The organism is Kribbella sp. NPDC049584, assembly GCF_040675555.1.
Lineage (GTDB): Bacteria > Actinomycetota > Actinomycetes > Propionibacteriales > Kribbellaceae > Kribbella.
The window spans coordinates 378,787-394,556 of record NZ_JBFAPF010000005.1 but is presented as its reverse complement, the minus strand read 5'-3'; the positions used below and the strand labels follow the sequence as shown (position 1 = coordinate 394,556).

The following is a 15,770-nucleotide window of genomic DNA, read 5'->3' as shown; positions in this document are numbered from 1 at the left end:
TCCTTGCGTCGTTCGGCGGGCGAGGTCGTCGTTCGCCGGTAACCCGTCATCTGCCAGATGACAGAGAATTCTGTCATCGATTGGATGACATCGTACAGCAGTTCGGCGAAGAACGCAGCGTCCGGACAAGGCGCCGTGCCGGTTCGGGAATGGGTACCGGCGATCCATGTTCGAGGACTTCACGCTGGAGCAGTTCGACGTCGACGGTCAGCTCCTCCGGGTTCGGTACGGCGGACGCGGGCCGGCCGTCGTACTGCTCCACGGCCATCCGCGGACGCACACGACCTGGTACGCCGTCGCGCCGGAGCTCGCAGCAGCCGGATTCACGGTCGTCTGCCCGGACCTCCGCGGGTACGGCCAATCCGGCAAACCGGTCACCGACGCCGGCCACACGCCGTACTCCAAGCGCGCGATGGCCCGCGACATCGTCGGCCTGATGGACGCGCTGGGCCACGAACGGTTCGCCGTTGCCGGCCACGACCGCGGCTCGTACGTCGCCTACCGGACCGCGCTCGACCATCCCGACCGCGTCAGCAAGCTCGTCGTGATGGACAGCGTTCCGGTGGTCGAGGCGTTGGAACGCTGCGGCGCGGAGTTCGCCGCAGCGTGGTGGCACTGGTGGTTCTTCGCCCAGCAGGAAAAGCCCGCCGAGCGGGTTATCTGCGCCGACCCCGACACCTGGTACGAAGCCTGGACGAAGAACTCGCCGCAGGCTCTCGGCCCGGACAACCACGCCGACTTCCTGGCCGCAATCCGCAACCCGGCAACCGTGCACGCGATGCTCGAGGACTACCGGGCCGGCCTCACCATCGACCGACACAACGACGAACTCGATCGAGCCGCCGGACGCCGCATCGAATGTCCCACCCTCGCCCTGTGGTCCACCGACGACGACATGGAACAGCTATACGGCGATGTCGTCGACGTGTGGCGCCCTTGGTGCCGTGAGGTCGACGGCTACGGCATCAAGAGCACCCACCACATCGCCGAACGCAACCCCCACGACCTCATCCGGGCGCTCCGCACCTTCCTGTAACTGGACTACCGGGGCACGTCGCCGCGCCAGGTGCCGGTCTCGGCGCCGCGGCTCTCGATGAACGCCTTGAACCGCTGGAGATCCCCCTTCACACGGCCCTCCACCACACCGAACTTGTCACCGACCTTCTCCAGGAAACCTTCGGGGTCGATGTCCATCTGCGCGGTCACCCGGCTGGTGCTGTCGGACAGCTTGTGGAAGGTGACGACGCCGGCATGGTTGGGCCCAGAGTCGGACTTCCAGGCGATCCGTTCGTCCGGGTGCTGCTCGGTCACCGTGGCGTCGAACTCGCGCGTCGCGCCGCCGACCTTCACCACCCAGTGGTTGTGCGTCGCGTCCAGCTGGCGAATCTCCTCGACGCCTTCCATGAACTGCGGGAACGACTCGAACTGCGTCCACTGGTTGTACGCCGTCGTCACCGGCACGTCGACATCGATCGACTGCGTGATCGTGCTCATATCCCTTACCTGCCTTCCGTTTGTGCTCGCGACCCGGTTCCCTGCCACTTCGCCACGAAACACGATTTGGACAGGCTCGATCGGGGAACAGGTGGTCCCGTCTGGACGTGCACCAGGACAGGTGATGATTGATGCGATCGACCGGCCCGAGACGATCGGCAGCCCGGCGTGACCGGCTGGAACTGATCGTCACCACCGCGGCCTTCGCCCTCTGCCTCGCCACAGCCGTGTTCCTGGCCCTCTTCGGCTCGTCCCAGTTCCTGCTGTTCGTGGTCTCTCTGTGCGCGGCGGTCGCGCTGTTCGAGGTCGCGGTGACACTTACGACTCGTTTCAGGCCCTGAGTTTTCGGAGGAGATCTGCGTGGCTGATCGGATCCGCGTGGCGACGCTCAACATCTGGTGCCGTCACGGCGACTGGCCCGCCCGGCGCGACGTACTCCGCGAAGGATTCAAGCAACTGCGCCCGGACCTCGTTGCGCTGCAGGAGACCGTCGTCGACGAGGCCGGCGACCAGGTTCGCGAGATCTTCGGTGATGAGTACGCCGTACTGCACCAGGGCCGGCGTACGCCAGAAGGTGTTGGCTGCTCCGTGGTCAGCCGATGGCCGGCGGTGCGTGTCGAGGAGATCGATCTGTGCGTGACCGAGCGAGTGAACCCGCAGGACTTCCCTGGACGGTCGACCGCCGCAGAGTTCGAAACGCCCTTGGGGTCCGTGCTCTTCGTCAATCACAAGCCGAATTGGCAGGTCGGATACGAACGCGAGCGCGAATTGCAGGCCCTCGGCGTCGCACGGTGGATCGACGAGCTGGCCGCCGACCGGGACGACCTCCACGTCGTCCTGGCAGGCGATTTCGACGCAAGACCTGAAACAGGCGGCGTCCGGTTCCTCACCGGGCGGCAGTCTCTCGCCGACTACAGCGTGAACTACCAGGACGTCTGGGAGATGGCCCGCCCAGCTGAGGACGGACATACGTTCACCATCGAGAACCCGTCGATCGTGGCAGAGGCGGACTGGTCGCGGATCCCGCCCAGACGGATCGACTACATCATGGTCCGTTGCGACGACCGCGGCCCGACTCTCCGCATCCACTCCGCCGACCGCATCTTCGACACCCCGACCGAAGGCGTCCACGGCTCCGACCACTTCGGCGTCACCGCAGACCTCGAGTCCCTCACGTCCAACTGACCCCGACGCCAACTCACCCGGAGGGTGGCGCTCTCGTCTTCGCGGATATATGAATGACTCATGCATGAGAGCAATCTCTGGGCCGCGTGGACGCTGCGCAGCCACGACGCGCTGACCGCTGCGCTGCCGACGGGGCTCGGCCTGCGGGACGCGGCGGCGCTCACGTTGATCGGCAGCCATCAGGGCTGCTCCGCCGACTGGCTGTGGGCGCGGATCGGTCTGACCCAGTCGGGTACCGTCCGCCTGGTCGACCGGCTGGAAGGTCTCGGCTATCTGTCACGAGAGAAGGCCGGCAGATCCGTGCGACTGAGCCTGGTCGAGGCCGGAGAGGAAGCACTCCGAGGGTGGAACCAGGCACGCGAGGCCGCCAGTCGGGAGGTCTTGCGCGGGCTGACCACGAGTCAGCGCAAGCAGCTCGCGGCATTGCTCGCGCAAGGACTTCGCGAGACCGAACGGATCCGCGTCGACGCGGATACCACCTGCCGGTTGTGCGACTGGCGTGCCTGTCGCCAATGCCCGGTCGACAAGTCGGTGACGCAGCCGTGACGACCACGGTTCGTACTTCGACTCAGACGCTACCTACCGCGACCCTTTGGCTGGCGGGCGGATGGACGCTCTCCTCGACCGCCGACAGCTTTCTTCTGTTCGTGCTGCTCTGGATCGCAGGCCCACAAGGCTGGTCCGGGGTCGAGACCGCCATATTGGTCGTCGCCGTACGGCTGCCCACGCTTCTCGGCGGCGTACTCGGCGGGCGCGCAGTAGACAGGTTCGGACCGGTGCGCATGATGATGCTCGACGGCGCAGCCAGGACAGCGCTCATGGGCGGCCTGGTCATCGCCGGCGCCGACGGGACCTTCGACATCTGGATCGTGCTCGCCCTCGGAGCAACTGCCGGAGCCACTGCACCGCTCAGCTACTCGGCCGCCAGAACACTGATACCGCGCCAGGTCCCACCTGAACTGCTCGGCAAGGCCAACGCGTTGCTCAGCATCGGCGACCAGTTGCCGATGCTGCTCGGAGCCGTTCTAGCTGGGCCGGCGCTTTCCTTGCTCGGCCCGGGCCCAGCCTTCGTCCTTCCGCTTCTGATGATGCTCGGCGTGACGGCCATCGTGTTCGCTCTTCGCCGTACGCCGACGTACGACGTCGATCCTGTGCCATCGAGCCCCGGGCAAGCGCGCCGCCGCCGCCCGAAGGCCGTGATCGCCCTGATCGGGCTTTCCGTCGCGTACTACTTCACCTACGGACCCTACGAGACCGTGTTGCCCTACTTCGTCCGCGATCAGCTGGGGTCCGGCTTGGGCGGGTATACGTTGCTTTGGGCCCTGTTCGGCGGCACAGCGCTTCTGAGCCTGCCCGCTGCAGCCCGGCTCTCCCGCGGGCGACCGGGTCTCGTCAACGCGGTTGGCGCGATCGCGTGGGGCGGACTGATGCTCCCACTCGCGTTCACCGACCATTTGGTCATCGCCGCCGTGGGGTTTGCGGTCGCCGGTGCGATCTGGGGTCCGTACTCCGCGATCGAGACCACCGCACTGCAACGCTGGACCGATCCGCGTGACCACGGCAGGATCTTCGGCACCCAACGCGCCCTGCTGGCCCTCGCCGCTCCGATAGGCGCCGCAGCCGGAGCCGTAGCCGCCGACCAGTTCTCCCCCACACCGATCCTGGCCGCCTCCGCCACCGGCTGCACCCTGGCAGGCGCAATCGCCTGCGCCATCCCCACCCTCCGACGCCGCAGCAACGGCACGGATTGGTGATGTGCCCGCTTGTGAGCGATTGCACCGGGGTACCGGTTGTGGCTGGCGAACGCGTCGAGCTCGCGGGAAGAGGGTGGGGAAATGGACAAGTCAGCCTGGATCTTGGGCGTCATCGCACTGGTCGGTGCAGGTCGGCTGTGGCTCGCTTACCGAGCTGGGGAGCTTCGTCGCCCCGGCCACCGACGTCGGCATGCCTGAGTCTCTGTCGTGATCGGAGAGCAAAGCGCTGTCGTGGCCGGGCGATATCGGCTGGGTGTGCGGCTGGGCCGTGGCGGCATGGGCGAGGTCTACCGCGCGACTGACGAACTCCTGGGCCGCTCCGTCGCCATCAAGGTGATGCTGCCCGTGGCGGACACGCTCGCGGCCGAGGAGCGGTTCCGCAGGGAGGCCAGAGCTGCCGCGAAGATCGCCGATCCGCATGTCGTGACGTCGTACGACTTCGGTGAGTACGGCGATGGCTTTTACCTCGCGATGGAGCTCGTCGAGGGCCCGACCGTCGGCGAGGCGGTGCGCGAGTACGGACCCTTCACTCCCGCGCGAGCCGTCGACCTGGTTCGGCAGGCAGCACGCGGGCTCGCCGCGGCGCACCGCTGCGGCGTCGTACACCGTGACATCAAGCCCGGAAACCTCCTGCTGTCGGCGGACGGAACGCTCAAGATCACCGATTTCGGCATCGTCCGGCTCCTCGACGACAGTACGACGACGCTCACCGCGACGGGCCAGATCGTTGGCTCGAGCCACTATCTGGCGCCGGAGCGCATCGCAGGGCGGCCGGCCCTCCCGGCGTCCGACATCTATGCCTTGGGCTGCGTGCTTTACCAGCTGCTGACCGGCCACCCGCCGTTCACCGGTGACGACCCGGCCGCCGTCATGTACCAGCACCTCCAAGCGGAGGCACCGCGGCCTACAGAACTCCTACCGGCCATTCCCCCGGACGTCGAGGCTCTGCTGTTCTGGATGCTCGAGAAGGATCCGTCGAACCGGCCGACCGCTCAGCAAGTCGCAGCCGGCGCTACTCCGCCGCCTGTCGTAGACCGGACCGCAGACACCGTCGTACAAAGCAAGCCGACGCGGGCACGCGTTTCACGGCGGCAAATCCTCGCAGCGAGCGGGGCAACAATCGCCGTCGTCCTGGCAGCGACTGCCGGCGTTCTGCTCGACCGGACCGGCGTACCTCGGCCGCGAACGGATGATCTCCCCGCAAGCACCAGCTCGACCGTTCCGAGCTCACCCCGATCGACCGCGACCGCCCGGACGACTCCTGTCGCGAAGCCCACCAGCCGACCGGCCACGTCCGACGCGTCCACGTCGGCGCCGGTCAGAACCACTCCCCGCGGCCCCTCGACGAAGCCGCAGCCGCCACAGAAGTCGCCGGGCAAAGACCACCACAAGACCCCGAAACCACACCCGCACAAGAAGCCGTGAGGCCGACGCTCGCGGGTAAAGCAAATGAATGAATCAAACAATTCTTTCACTGCACTAGGTGATGTTACGGGCGCGTAGAAGGAAAGTTACACCGGACGTGTTCCAGGTCGTTTGCTGGTGAAACCGCGGGGTACCCGAATGAAGTCATTACGGGGGTCGTCCTATGCAGGAGGGTCCATGGGAATCGGGATTTCGGTGTTCTTTCTGGCACTCGGCGGAATTCTGGCGTTCGCCGTCCACGACGGTATCGCCGGCGTCGACCTGACCGCGGTCGGCTACATCTTGATGGGTGCCGGCGTGATCGGCCTGGTGGTTGCTCTGATTTTCGCGAACCAGCGCGCACACACCAGCCACGTTTCTGTCCAGGAACGTCGCAACATTCAGGAATGACGGTCGTCTGATGGCAGAGAACCAGCACCATGAGCACGATGCCCGCTCGATCCTGCTGCGGTCACTCCTCCGCAGGGTTGCGGACGATCCATTTCCGTCCACCACGATGCTCGACATGATCGAGGACCTGCTGAGACCGGACGAGGTCTCGATGTATGTGGCTCTTCTGGTCCGGAAGATCGATTCCGAGGTCTTCCCGAGTATCCCCATGCTGCAGCGTCTCGCAGCCCTGGCCCAATGATCTGCCAATAGCTCGCGGGGAATTCAGAAACCAATTGAGGGAGTAACCGATGAACACGACCGCAAAAGTGGCCGCAGCGGTCGCGAGTGGATACCTGCTCGGCCGCACGAAGAAACTCCGGCTCGCCATCACGGTCGGTGGCCTGCTGGCCGGCAAGCGCATCGCGACCGATCCCCGCGGGATCGCCCACCAGTTGAACGGCCTGATCGAGCAGAACCCCGAGTTGTCGCGGCTGTCCGGGCAGGTCCGGGGCAAGCTCGTGCAGGCCGGACGTGACGCCGCGATCGCCGCTGCGAGCCAGCGACTGAACAAGGTCAGTGACTCCATTCGCGGACGTACGGACAAGCTGTTGGCTGGTCCGGGCGACGCACCCTCCTCGCGTTCTGACGACGAGGATGAGGACCAGTACGAGGACGACGAGTACGACGACGCCTACGAGGACGACGAAGGCGGCGCAGGCGACGAGGCCGACGAGGCCGACGAGGACGACGAGGCCGAGGACGACGAGGACGAGGACGACGAGGACGACCGCGAGGACCGCGGGCAGGACCGGTCCGGGGAGGACTCCGAGGACGAGAGCGCTCCGGACGACGAGGTCGGCGAACGCCGCCGCGGCCGCCGGCCGAGGCGAGGACGCCGTACCTCCAGCAGCGGATCAGCTGATGACAGGCCGTCCAGCGGTGGATCGTCCCGCAGGTCGTCGGGCAGCGGACCGTCGCGCCGGTCCAGCGAGGGATCTCCCCGCAGGTCGTCGAGCAGGTCGACCAGCGGCGGAACGTCACGCAGGTCGTCGAGCGAGTCCTCGGGCAGCGGCTCGTCGAGTCGGCGGCCGTCCGGTCGCCGTAGCGGTAGCCGCTCCTCGGACAGCAGCTCCTCCGAGAGCAGCTCGGGCGGCAGTAGCTCGGGCGGCGGCTCCGGCGGCGGCTCGGGCGGCGGCAACGGCCGCAGTAGCTCCGGCGGCAGCTCCAGCCGGGGCGGCTCAAGCCGCAGTAGCTCCGGTGGCAGTAGCTCCGGTGGCAGCAGCTCCGGTGGCAGCAGCTCCGGTGGCAGCAGCACTGGCGGCTCCGGCGGCAGCGGCTCCGGCGGTAGCAGCAGTAGCTCCAGTAGTAGCTCGAGAGGCGGTGGGCGTCCGGCGCGTAAGGCTACGGCCAAGAAGACCGCGGCCAAGAGCGCGGCGAAGAAGACCACCTCCGCAGCCACGCGGCCCGCCAAGAAGGCGCCGGCCAAGAAGGCGCCTGCGAAGAAGGCCGCAGCCAAGAAGACCTCCGCCCCGCGCAAGACGGCGGCGAAGAAGACCGCAGCAGCGAAGAAGACAGCCGCGAAGAAGACAGCGGCCAAGAAGACCGCGGCGAAGAAGACCGCAGGTTCCGCCCGGAAGCGTGGGTGACGGTGATGGCCGACCAACAGACCAAGGACAAAGCGCTCGAGAAGGCGCAGCCTGATTTCCTGTCGTCGATCCTCGACGAACTGCCGCTCGACCGGCTGAAGAGCGAAGTGCAGGACGCCCTGACCGCAGTGGCCGAGCGCGCGATCGACGCGGCCGGTGACAAGGTCACCGACCTGACCACCAGGCTCACCGACGTCGCAGACGGCGGCAGCCTGCTCGGTGGCGGCCTCAAGGGCGGGATGCTGGCCGGCGCGCTCAAGGGAGGGCTCTCCAGCGTGATGGGCAAGGCGAAGGACGCGCTCACCGGCGGTGGCGGTGGCGGTGGCGGTGGCAGCAAGCCGGGAAAGGCGACCAAGGCCACGAACATCGTCGAGTCCGTCGATGTCGGTGTGCCGATCGATATCGTCTACGACCAGTGGACGCAGTTCCAGGACTTCCCGAGCTTCATGAAGAAGGTCGAGAACGTCGAGCAGCAGTCCGAGGAGAAGGTCACCTGGAAGGCGAAGATCGTCTGGTCGCACCGCACCTGGGAGGCCACCATCCTCGATCAGGTCCCGAACGACCGGATCGTCTGGCGCTCCAAGGGTCAGAAGGGGCATGTCGACGGCGCCGTCACCTTCCACGAACTGGCGCCGAACCTGACCCGGATCCTGGTGGTGCTCGAGTACTACCCGCAGGGCCTGTTCGAGCGGACCGGGAACATCTGGCGCGCCCAGGGCCGACGTGCCCGGCTGGAGCTGAAGCACTTCCGCCGGCACGTGATGACCCGGACCATCCTCGAGCCGGACGAGGTCGAGGGCTGGCGCGGGGAGATCCACGACTCGCAGGTCACCCGCGGGCCCGACGAAGAGGACAGGTCGGACGAGTACGGCGAGGACACCGGCGAGGACTACGGCGACGAGGCCGACGACCAGGACGACCGGGACGACCAGGACGACGCCCGAGACGACCAGGACGACGTACCTGAGGACGAGTACGACGACTCCGACGAGTACGACGACGAGGAGGAGCCGGACGACGAGGCCGAAGAGGACGAGGCCGACGACGGCGAACCCGAGGACGAGTACGCGGACGACGAGTACGACGACGAGCCCGACGAGGCTGATGAAGCCGACGAGGCCGACGAAGCCGAAGGCGACGACGCCGAGGAAGACGACGAGGCGTACGACGACGAGGACGAGTACGACGAGCCCGAGGAAGCCGATGAGGCTGACGAGGACGACGTGGCTGACGAGGACGACGTCGACGACATGGCCGAGGACGAGGCCGACGACGGCGCGGACGACGAGTACGAGGACGAGGACGCGTACGACGACGAAGAGGACGAGGACGAAGAGGACGACCGGCCGTCCCGCCGGCGGGCAAGCTGACGACAGGATTGGGAGGTAGTACCCATGACGGTTTCGGCCGTTGGACAACGCCGCTCAGGTGGCGGATATCTGGAACGCCCCGCCCCGAGCGGCCTGGCCGATGTCATCGACAGCATCCTCGACAAGGGCCTCGTGATCGACGCCTACGTCCGGGTTTCGCTGGTCGGCATCGAGCTGCTCACCATCGACGCCCGCATCGTGATCGCGAGCGTGGACACCTATCTGCGGTTCGCCGAGGCGACCAACCGGCTTGACCTGTACGAGCACGGCGGCAAGGACCTGCCCGAGATGATCGGACAGATGCAGGAGAGCGGCGGGCGCGGTCGGACCAAGGGCATCCTCAGCGGCGCGAAGGAGGCGATCCTCGGCTCCGACGACGAGGACGAGGACGAGGAGCAAGAGCGCGTGGAGCGGCCGCGGCGCCGGCCCCCGAGTAAGGCCGCGGCGCGCCGCCGGAGGTCGGACAGCGAATGAGCGAAGCGGACGAACTGTGCTACGTCTACGGCATCACGTACGACGGCGTGAAACTGCCCGAGGGCGTCGACGGACTCGACGACCGGCCGATCGATCTGGTGCGCGACGGGGTGCTGGCAGCCGTGGTCAGTGACGTCGCCAGCGGCCACCGGATCGGACGGAAGGCGCAGCTCCTTGCGCACTGCCGGGTCCTCGACGCCCTCGCCTCCCAGGCCGCGGTCATCCCGCTCCGCTTCGGCACGGTGGTCGCCGGTCGCGCAGCCGTGGCCGAGGATCTCCTGGAAGCCCAGGCGGAGCGGTTCAAGGCGATCCTCGAACAGCTCGACGGCCGGTCGCAGTTCACGCTGCGCGCCCGCTACGACGAGGAGCGCGTGCTGACCGAGATCGTCGCCGAGGATCCCCGGGTCGCCGAACTGCGGGAGCAGACCCGCGGCAGGCCCGAGGACTCGACCATGAACGCGCGCATCCAGCTCGGCGAGCTGGTGTCGTCCGCCCTGACTCGCAAGCGCGAGGTGGACACGCCTGCCGTGCTGGAACCGATCGCCTCGCATGCCGCGGCGTACAGCATGCGGGAGGGACGCGGCGGTGTCGACCAGCTGGTCGACGTCGCGTTCCTGGTCGAGGACGACAAGCGGTCCGAGTTCGACCGGGCCGCCGAGTCCGTCGCGCGCGCCCTGACGGGGCGTGTCCGGCTGCAGCTGATGGGCCCGACCGCGCCGTACGACTTCGTTCCTGAGGGTTGAGCATGGGTCTCCTGTCGGGTCTTCTCACGCTGCCGCTGGCGCCGCTGCGTGGCACCGTCGCGGTCGCGGAGCAGATCCGGCAGCAAGCGATGCGCGAGTACTACGACCCGGGACGGATCCAGCGTCAGCTCGAAGATATCGAGCGGCTGCGGTCGGAGGGCCTCATCGACGAAGCGGATGCGGAGGCGCTCGAGGAGGAGCTGCTCGAACGTCTACTGGCCGGCCGCGAGCTGATGGAAGGAGGGCGCTGAACGATGGCGACCCCACGGAAGACCACCACCTCAGGTACTGCTGAGAAGGTATCCCCCCGCAGGGACGCTGCTCCCCGGAAGAAGGCGGCCGCGCCACGCAGGACAGCCGCGAAGCGGACCGCCCCCGAGGCAGCTGAGCAACCGTCCGAGCAGAGGCCTGAGAAGGAATCCAGGGCGGCCCGCAACGGTCGCGTGCCGATGCGGCAGGTTGTGCTGCGGGCGGCCGGCGAGCTGCAGGAGCTGATCGGACGTGATCCGGAGAGTGTCGTCGGCGTCGAGCGCCTGGACGGCGACGAGTGGAAGATCCAGGTCGAGGTGGTCGAGTCGCAGCGGATCCCGGACACCACGTCGATCCTCGCGGTCTACGAAGTACTTGCCGACAGCAACGGATCCCTGGTGTCGTACCGCCGCGCCGACCGTTATGTGCGCGGCAAGTTCGAGGAGCGGGCCGGCTCATGACCATGCAGTCGCAGCCGTACAACGCCGCCGGCGGCCGGCCGCAGCCGGACAGCCTGGCGGACCTGCTCGAACGGGTGTTGGACAAGGGCATCATCATCGCCGGTGACATCAAGATCGATCTGCTCGAGATCGAGCTGCTGACGATCAAGATCCGGCTGCTGGTGGTGTCGGTCGACAAGGCGATGGAGATGGGCATCGACTGGTGGACCCGGGACCCGATGCTTTCCAGTAAGGCCCGCGGATCCGACGAGGTCGACGGCTCGGACAGCGACGAGCTCGAGGACCTGCGGCGGCGGGTCGCGCAGCTCGAGGCGGAGAGGGAGGAGCTGGAGGCCGACCATGGCTGAGACCGGCGCCTACATCTACGCCGCCTGCCGCCGGATCGAGCCCGGCGCTCTCGACGGCATCACCGGCTTACGCGACGCCCCGTTGCGGATCCTGCACCACCGCGACCTGGCCGCGGTGGTCAGCACGGTCGACCTCGACGAGTTCGGCGAGGCAGCGCTCAGGCGTCACTTCGAGGACCTCGATTGGCTCGAACAGGTGGCCCGCCGGCATGACGAGATCATCCGCGCGGTCTGGCTCGCGAGCGGTCTGGTCGCGCCGTTCCGGCTCGCCACCATCTGCCGCACCGACGACAGCGTCCGGGAGCGCCTCGAGACCAGGTACGACGAACTCACCCGCGCGCTGGACCGGGTCGAAGGCCGCAGCGAGTGGAGCGTCAAGGCGTTCCTGCCCGCGGAGCCCGTGAACGACACGGACGACACGGACGACACGGACGACGAGGGCGCGTCGACAGGTACGGCGTACCTGCTGCGGCGCCGTCGTGAGCTCGATCAGCGGCAGCAGGCGGCCGTCGACGCCGAGGCGATCGCCGAGGAGCTCCACCACGAGGTCGCCGCCTCTGCGCAGGCGTGCCGTCGGCTGCCACCTCAGGACCGGCGCCTCACCGGCTACCCCGACCCGATGATCCTGAACGGAAGCTATCTCGTCGACGACCGTGATGCCGGGTCCTTCCGGGCCGTCATCGACCAGCTCGTCGCGCAACGGCCCGCCGTACGGCTGATGGTGGACGGCCCGTGGCCGCCGTACTCATTCACCACGCTGGAGTCGACGTGACCGAGGTCGATACCCGTCTGCAGAGCCAGCCGATCAGCGTCGTCGACCTGCTCGACCGGCTGCTGGGGACCGGCGTCGTCCTGGCCGGCGAAGTCGTCATCTCGCTGGCCGGGGTCGACCTGGTCCAGGTGCATCTCGCCGCGGTGATCCGCACGGTGACGGACGAACTGGAGACGATGCGATGACCCAGCTCCCCCAGCGCCTCGAGACGGATGCCGATCATGTCGAACGTGACCTGGTCCGGCTGGTCCTGACGATCGTCGAGCTCGTTCGTCAACTCATGGAACGGCAGGCCCTGCGGCGAATGGACGCCGGCGGGCTGTCCGACGACCAGGTCGAGGAACTCGGCCTCGGCCTGATGCGCCTCGAGGAAGCGATGACCACCCTGCGGTCCCGCTTCGACCTGACCCCGGCAGACCTGAACCTCGACCTCGGGCCGCTGGGTTCCCTCCTCGACCAATGAGGTGAAGTCATGCGAGTACTACGAGGTGCGGGTGGCGCCGGGCTCTGGATCGTGGCCACCCTGCTGATGCTGGTCGCTCTGATCCTGTGCGTGACCATCCTGCTGCTGCCGATCGGGATCCCGCTGTTCGCCGTCGGGCTCCGCCTGTACATGCGCGGCGTGAAACTGTTCCTGCCCCGTCCGAAGGACGTCCGGCAGGCGGGCGAGAAAGCCGCCAAGGACCTGGGCAAACGAGCGCACCGGACGAAGAAGGATGTCGGCAAACGGGCCCACCACACCAGAAAGGACGTGGGCAAACGGGCGCACCGGACCCAGAAGAAGGTCGGCAAACGGTCCCGGCGGCTCTGGTCGTCAGTGACCGGGCACTGAGGAGCCCGTCATGAGACTGGTCGTGAGGTTGCTGGTCAACGCGGTCGCGCTCGGGGTCGCGATCTGGGCGCTGTCGGGGATCACGCTGCGCGGATCGAGCACGACCGCGCGCGTCATCACACTGCTGGTCGTCGCCGCGATCTTCGCGGTGATCAACTCGTTCGTGCGGCCGCTCGCCAAACTGCTCTCGCTGCCGTTCATCGTGCTGACGCTGGGTCTGCTGATCTTCGTGATCAACGCGCTGATGCTGCTACTCACCTCGTGGATCAGCGGCGCGCTCGGCCTCGCGTTCCATGTCGACGGCTTCTGGACCGCGCTGGTCGGCTCGCTGATCGTGAGTGTCGTGAGCTGGCTGCTGAATGTCTTCCTGCCCGACGATCTCGAAACCTGATGAAGGAGTGACCATGGCCAAGGAATCCCTGGGCGACAAGCTCGAGAAGCAGGTGCAGAACCTCAAGGGCGGATTGAAGGGCGTCGCCGAGAAGCTCACCGCCGAGGACACCGAACCGCGCACCGACGCGATGGCCGGCCCGATCAGTGGATCCCGCCCACCGACCCAACGCGAACGCGAACAGACCAAGGAGCAGTTGTACGCCGAAGCCCAGCGGCTCGACGTGAAGGGCCGCTCGACGATGACCAAGTCCGAATTGGAGAAGGCGATCCGCGCTGCTCGCCGCTAGGCCGCGAGCGGCATGTTTTGGCGCGAATGCGGGCACCGGACAGTGCTGTCGCGTTGACGGCACGGCGACGCCGATCTGGTTGGACCATCAGCCTGTCACCGGCCCGCCCTATTCGTGAAAGAGAAGCGCTATGAAGCGGGCCGCAGGCATCAACGAAGCACGATCGATCCTCACCACGTGGTTCGGCGTCGAAGCCGCCGACTGTGACGAACTGCTCCGCACCTGGTCGGAGCAGACCCAGGCGCCGGCCGGCAAGCTCGCCGCCGTGCTGATCCACGAGATCTGGGAAGGCGAGCCAACCGTCGAGGACCGAGTACTGGTCCGCTTCCTGGAGGAACGCCTCCGCCGTCTACCCGTCGACGCGGCAAACTCACCGGCCGGTGAGCGCCGCGACGACGGAGAAGCAGTCCACGCCTTGACGCCGCACCGATGACGCAGTGCCTGCGGATTGGGGGCGGGTACTGAAGGACATGGCATCTGTTTGGACGGAGACCGCCGAGATCCCGCAGTACGGCGCACTCGAGGATGACGTGACTTGCGACGTCGTCGTGGTCGGTGGTGGCTGGATCGGGCTGACGACAGCCCTGCTCCTGGCCGAGGAGGGCGCCGGCGTGGTGGTGATCGAAGGTGGACGCGTCGCCAGACGCACCAGCGGAAACACCACGGGCAAGGTCACCTCGCAGCACGGCGCGATCTACGCGGCGCTGCGAGACCGGCACGGCGACGACGTGGCCCGGCTGTACGCGGATACCAACCAGAACGCGGTGACGCAGGTGGCCACGCTCGTCGACCGGCTGGGGATCGACTGCGATTTGTCCAGAACGCCGTCGTACGTCTACACCACAGACCCGGCGACCAGCCTGCTCGATGAAGCCGAAGCTGCGGCCCAACTCGGACTGCCTGCGCAGCTTGTCGACGGCCACGAGGTCGGCGTGCCGGCGGTTGACGCGGTGCGGTTCGACGACCAGCTCCAACTGCATCCGGTTCGCTACCTGGCCGGGGTTGCGCGGGCCCTCGTCGACGCCGGCGGTCGTATCTACGAGCAGAGTCGCGCGATGTCCATCGACGACACGGACGGCGGGGTCGAGGTGAAGGTTGCGTCCGGCAACGTTGTACGGGCGCGGCACGCCGTGACCGCAACTCTGCTGCCGATCGGAACCATCGGCGGGTACTTCGCCCGGAACGCACCCGAGCAGTCGCACGGCATCGCCGTACGGCTGCCGGTCGAGGCCCCGACGGGAATGGCCATCTCCGTCGACGCGCCGGTCCGCTCCACCCGGCCCTGGCCCGGCGGAGGCCCGACCGGGCTCATCGTCGTCGGCTCAGGTCACAAGGTCGGCCGGGCCGACGACACGACAGCGGCGTACCAGGCGTTGGTGGATTGGGTCGGGTCGACCTGGAACTTCGATGCACAGCCGGAGTTCCGCTGGTCCGCGCACGACTACGCCAGCGCGGATCTCCTGCCGTACGTCGGACGCGCGCCTGGCAACGAAGGAATCCTGATCGCCACCGGCATGCACAAATGGGGCCTCAGCAACGGCACCGCCGCGGCCGGCGTACTTCGCGACCTGATTCTCGGTCGCGACAATCCGGCGGCGGCCCTGTACGACGCCGGCCGGATCGGCGACGCCCGGGCGGTTGCCGCAATGATCAAGACCAACCTCGAGGTGGGCAAGGAGTTCGCCACCGGTCACGCAGCGCGGATCCTGACCAGCGGCCTCGACCATCTCGAAGTCGGGGAAGGCGGGCTGTACAACCGCGACGGCCGGACGGTCGGCGCCTACTGCGACCAGGACGGCGAACTGCACACGGTCAAACCGGTCTGCACGCACCTGGGATGCAGCCTGAGCTGGAACCAGGCCGACACGACCTGGGACTGCAGTTGTCACGGCTCCCGGTTCTCCCCCGACGGCTCCGTCCTAGACGGCCCCGCCACCCGATCACTCGACACCGCCTGATCAAACCA

The 15,770-nt window shown here is 67.5% G+C and carries 24 protein-coding genes; 23 read left to right on the top strand and 1 reads right to left on the bottom strand.

Translation table 11 applies throughout. The features are described 5' to 3' along the window. The first annotated feature begins 166 nt into the window (after positions 1-166). On the top strand, positions 167-1,036 hold the full coding sequence (locus AB0J62_RS20825; RefSeq protein WP_363873183.1) for an alpha/beta hydrolase: 870 nt from the start codon (positions 167-169) through the stop codon (positions 1,034-1,036). A 5-nt stretch (positions 1,037-1,041) separates the two neighbouring features. Here AB0J62_RS20825 and AB0J62_RS20820 read toward each other — a convergent pair whose 3' ends face one another. Next, complete coding sequence (locus tag AB0J62_RS20820; protein WP_363873180.1) at positions 1,042-1,494, bottom strand: SRPBCC family protein; 453 nt, start codon at positions 1,492-1,494, stop codon at positions 1,042-1,044. 131 nt (positions 1,495-1,625) lie between these two features. Here AB0J62_RS20820 and AB0J62_RS20815 point away from each other — a divergent pair, with 131 nt between their 5' ends. From AB0J62_RS20815 to AB0J62_RS20710, 22 genes are all read left to right on the top strand, one after another. Then, positions 1,626-1,835 (top strand): hypothetical protein, encoded by a 210-nt coding sequence (locus tag AB0J62_RS20815; RefSeq protein ID WP_363873177.1) that lies wholly within the window; start codon positions 1,626-1,628, stop codon positions 1,833-1,835. 19 nt (positions 1,836-1,854) lie between these two features. Next, a complete protein-coding gene (locus AB0J62_RS20810) occupies positions 1,855-2,679 on the top strand; it encodes an endonuclease/exonuclease/phosphatase family protein (protein ID WP_363873174.1) in 825 nt (274 codons plus the stop codon). A gap of 60 nt (positions 2,680-2,739) precedes the next feature. Then, positions 2,740-3,225 carry a MarR family transcriptional regulator gene (locus AB0J62_RS20805; RefSeq protein ID WP_363873171.1) on the top strand — a complete coding sequence of 162 codons (486 nt, stop codon included), beginning with the start codon at positions 2,740-2,742 and terminating at the stop codon, positions 3,223-3,225. Next, on the top strand, positions 3,192-4,433 hold the full coding sequence (locus AB0J62_RS20800) for an MFS transporter (protein WP_363873168.1): 1,242 nt from the start codon (positions 3,192-3,194) through the stop codon (positions 4,431-4,433). The genes AB0J62_RS20805 and AB0J62_RS20800 overlap by 34 nt, the downstream gene beginning before the upstream one ends. Before the next feature lie 207 nt (positions 4,434-4,640). Then, on the top strand, positions 4,641-5,858 hold the full coding sequence (locus tag AB0J62_RS20795) for a serine/threonine-protein kinase (protein WP_363873164.1): 1,218 nt from the start codon (positions 4,641-4,643) through the stop codon (positions 5,856-5,858). Between the two features lie 177 nt (positions 5,859-6,035). Then, positions 6,036-6,248, top strand: a complete 213-nt coding sequence (locus AB0J62_RS20790) for a DUF6458 family protein (RefSeq protein ID WP_363873161.1) — start codon at positions 6,036-6,038, stop codon at positions 6,246-6,248. Between the two features lie 10 nt (positions 6,249-6,258). After that, on the top strand, positions 6,259-6,489 hold the full coding sequence (locus tag AB0J62_RS20785; protein ID WP_363873158.1) for a hypothetical protein: 231 nt from the start codon (positions 6,259-6,261) through the stop codon (positions 6,487-6,489). A gap of 49 nt (positions 6,490-6,538) precedes the next feature. Further along, a complete protein-coding gene (locus AB0J62_RS20780; protein WP_363873155.1) occupies positions 6,539-7,876 on the top strand; it encodes a hypothetical protein in 1,338 nt (445 codons plus the stop codon). Between the two features lie 5 nt (positions 7,877-7,881). Continuing rightward, a complete protein-coding gene (locus AB0J62_RS20775) occupies positions 7,882-9,246 on the top strand; it encodes an SRPBCC family protein (protein WP_363873152.1) in 1,365 nt (454 codons plus the stop codon). A gap of 24 nt (positions 9,247-9,270) precedes the next feature. Beyond that, on the top strand, positions 9,271-9,720 hold the full coding sequence (gene gvpJ, locus AB0J62_RS20770; RefSeq protein WP_363873149.1) for a gas vesicle protein GvpJ: 450 nt from the start codon (positions 9,271-9,273) through the stop codon (positions 9,718-9,720). Then, positions 9,717-10,463: a GvpL/GvpF family gas vesicle protein gene (locus AB0J62_RS20765; RefSeq protein ID WP_363873146.1), complete on the top strand. Its 747-nt coding sequence runs from the start codon at positions 9,717-9,719 to the stop codon at positions 10,461-10,463. Before gvpJ ends, AB0J62_RS20765 begins: the two co-directional genes overlap by 4 nt. Before the next feature lie 2 nt (positions 10,464-10,465). After that, complete coding sequence (locus AB0J62_RS20760) at positions 10,466-10,714, top strand: gas vesicle protein GvpG (RefSeq protein WP_363873143.1); 249 nt, start codon at positions 10,466-10,468, stop codon at positions 10,712-10,714. Positions 10,715-10,717: 3 nt separating this feature from the next. After that, a complete protein-coding gene (gvpO, locus tag AB0J62_RS20755) occupies positions 10,718-11,173 on the top strand; it encodes a gas vesicle protein GvpO (RefSeq protein WP_363873140.1) in 456 nt (151 codons plus the stop codon). Then, complete coding sequence (locus AB0J62_RS20750) at positions 11,170-11,520, top strand: gas vesicle protein (RefSeq protein ID WP_363873137.1); 351 nt, start codon at positions 11,170-11,172, stop codon at positions 11,518-11,520. Before gvpO ends, AB0J62_RS20750 begins: the two co-directional genes overlap by 4 nt. Continuing rightward, on the top strand, positions 11,513-12,292 hold the full coding sequence (locus tag AB0J62_RS20745) for a GvpL/GvpF family gas vesicle protein (RefSeq protein WP_363873134.1): 780 nt from the start codon (positions 11,513-11,515) through the stop codon (positions 12,290-12,292). Before AB0J62_RS20750 ends, AB0J62_RS20745 begins: the two co-directional genes overlap by 8 nt. Continuing rightward, a complete protein-coding gene (locus AB0J62_RS20740; RefSeq protein WP_363873131.1) occupies positions 12,289-12,477 on the top strand; it encodes a gas vesicle protein in 189 nt (62 codons plus the stop codon). The genes AB0J62_RS20745 and AB0J62_RS20740 overlap by 4 nt, the downstream gene beginning before the upstream one ends. Continuing rightward, positions 12,474-12,755 carry a gas vesicle protein K gene (locus AB0J62_RS20735; RefSeq protein WP_363873128.1) on the top strand — a complete coding sequence of 94 codons (282 nt, stop codon included), beginning with the start codon at positions 12,474-12,476 and terminating at the stop codon, positions 12,753-12,755. The genes AB0J62_RS20740 and AB0J62_RS20735 overlap by 4 nt, the downstream gene beginning before the upstream one ends. Positions 12,756-12,764: 9 nt before the next feature. Further along, complete coding sequence (locus AB0J62_RS20730; protein ID WP_363873125.1) at positions 12,765-13,124, top strand: hypothetical protein; 360 nt, start codon at positions 12,765-12,767, stop codon at positions 13,122-13,124. 10 nt (positions 13,125-13,134) lie between these two features. Further along, complete coding sequence (locus AB0J62_RS20725) at positions 13,135-13,515, top strand: phage holin family protein (RefSeq protein WP_363873122.1); 381 nt, start codon at positions 13,135-13,137, stop codon at positions 13,513-13,515. 13 nt (positions 13,516-13,528) lie between these two features. Then, a complete protein-coding gene (locus AB0J62_RS20720) occupies positions 13,529-13,804 on the top strand; it encodes a hypothetical protein (RefSeq protein ID WP_363873119.1) in 276 nt (91 codons plus the stop codon). Between the two features lie 130 nt (positions 13,805-13,934). Next, the gene (locus AB0J62_RS20715) at positions 13,935-14,237 is read left to right on the top strand and encodes a hypothetical protein (RefSeq protein ID WP_363873116.1); all 303 of its coding nucleotides are present in this window, start codon (positions 13,935-13,937) and stop codon (positions 14,235-14,237) included. Between the two features lie 37 nt (positions 14,238-14,274). Beyond that, the gene (locus AB0J62_RS20710) at positions 14,275-15,762 is read left to right on the top strand and encodes an FAD-dependent oxidoreductase (RefSeq protein ID WP_363873113.1); all 1,488 of its coding nucleotides are present in this window, start codon (positions 14,275-14,277) and stop codon (positions 15,760-15,762) included. Positions 15,763-15,770: the final 8 nt, after the last annotated feature.

Excerpts from the sequence above, each read along its gene's own strand:
- AB0J62_RS20710 (WP_363873113.1), top strand. The coding sequence starts at position 14,275 with ATGGCATCTGTTTGGACGGAGACCGCCGAGATCCCGCAGTACGGCGCA.
- AB0J62_RS20730 (WP_363873125.1), top strand. The coding sequence starts at position 12,765 with ATGCGAGTACTACGAGGTGCGGGTGGCGCCGGGCTCTGGATCGTGGCC.
- AB0J62_RS20805 (WP_363873171.1), top strand. The coding sequence starts at position 2,740 with ATGCATGAGAGCAATCTCTGGGCCGCGTGGACGCTGCGCAGCCACGAC.
- AB0J62_RS20750 (WP_363873137.1), top strand. The coding sequence starts at position 11,170 with ATGACCATGCAGTCGCAGCCGTACAACGCCGCCGGCGGCCGGCCGCAG.
- AB0J62_RS20765 (WP_363873146.1), top strand. The coding sequence starts at position 9,717 with ATGAGCGAAGCGGACGAACTGTGCTACGTCTACGGCATCACGTACGAC.
- AB0J62_RS20820 (WP_363873180.1), bottom strand. The coding sequence starts at position 1,494 with ATGAGCACGATCACGCAGTCGATCGATGTCGACGTGCCGGTGACGACG.
- AB0J62_RS20800 (WP_363873168.1), top strand. The coding sequence starts at position 3,192 with ATGCCCGGTCGACAAGTCGGTGACGCAGCCGTGACGACCACGGTTCGT.
- AB0J62_RS20715 (WP_363873116.1), top strand. The coding sequence starts at position 13,935 with ATGAAGCGGGCCGCAGGCATCAACGAAGCACGATCGATCCTCACCACG.
- AB0J62_RS20725 (WP_363873122.1), top strand. The coding sequence starts at position 13,135 with ATGAGACTGGTCGTGAGGTTGCTGGTCAACGCGGTCGCGCTCGGGGTC.
- AB0J62_RS20790 (WP_363873161.1), top strand. The coding sequence starts at position 6,036 with ATGGGAATCGGGATTTCGGTGTTCTTTCTGGCACTCGGCGGAATTCTG.
- AB0J62_RS20825 (WP_363873183.1), top strand. The coding sequence starts at position 167 with ATGTTCGAGGACTTCACGCTGGAGCAGTTCGACGTCGACGGTCAGCTC.
- AB0J62_RS20745 (WP_363873134.1), top strand. The coding sequence starts at position 11,513 with ATGGCTGAGACCGGCGCCTACATCTACGCCGCCTGCCGCCGGATCGAG.
- AB0J62_RS20735 (WP_363873128.1), top strand. The coding sequence starts at position 12,474 with ATGACCCAGCTCCCCCAGCGCCTCGAGACGGATGCCGATCATGTCGAA.
- AB0J62_RS20780 (WP_363873155.1), top strand. The coding sequence starts at position 6,539 with ATGAACACGACCGCAAAAGTGGCCGCAGCGGTCGCGAGTGGATACCTG.
- AB0J62_RS20760 (WP_363873143.1), top strand. The coding sequence starts at position 10,466 with ATGGGTCTCCTGTCGGGTCTTCTCACGCTGCCGCTGGCGCCGCTGCGT.
- gvpO (WP_363873140.1), top strand. The coding sequence starts at position 10,718 with ATGGCGACCCCACGGAAGACCACCACCTCAGGTACTGCTGAGAAGGTA.
- AB0J62_RS20785 (WP_363873158.1), top strand. The coding sequence starts at position 6,259 with ATGGCAGAGAACCAGCACCATGAGCACGATGCCCGCTCGATCCTGCTG.
- AB0J62_RS20815 (WP_363873177.1), top strand. The coding sequence starts at position 1,626 with ATGCGATCGACCGGCCCGAGACGATCGGCAGCCCGGCGTGACCGGCTG.
- AB0J62_RS20775 (WP_363873152.1), top strand. The coding sequence starts at position 7,882 with ATGGCCGACCAACAGACCAAGGACAAAGCGCTCGAGAAGGCGCAGCCT.
- AB0J62_RS20720 (WP_363873119.1), top strand. The coding sequence starts at position 13,529 with ATGGCCAAGGAATCCCTGGGCGACAAGCTCGAGAAGCAGGTGCAGAAC.
- gvpJ (WP_363873149.1), top strand. The coding sequence starts at position 9,271 with ATGACGGTTTCGGCCGTTGGACAACGCCGCTCAGGTGGCGGATATCTG.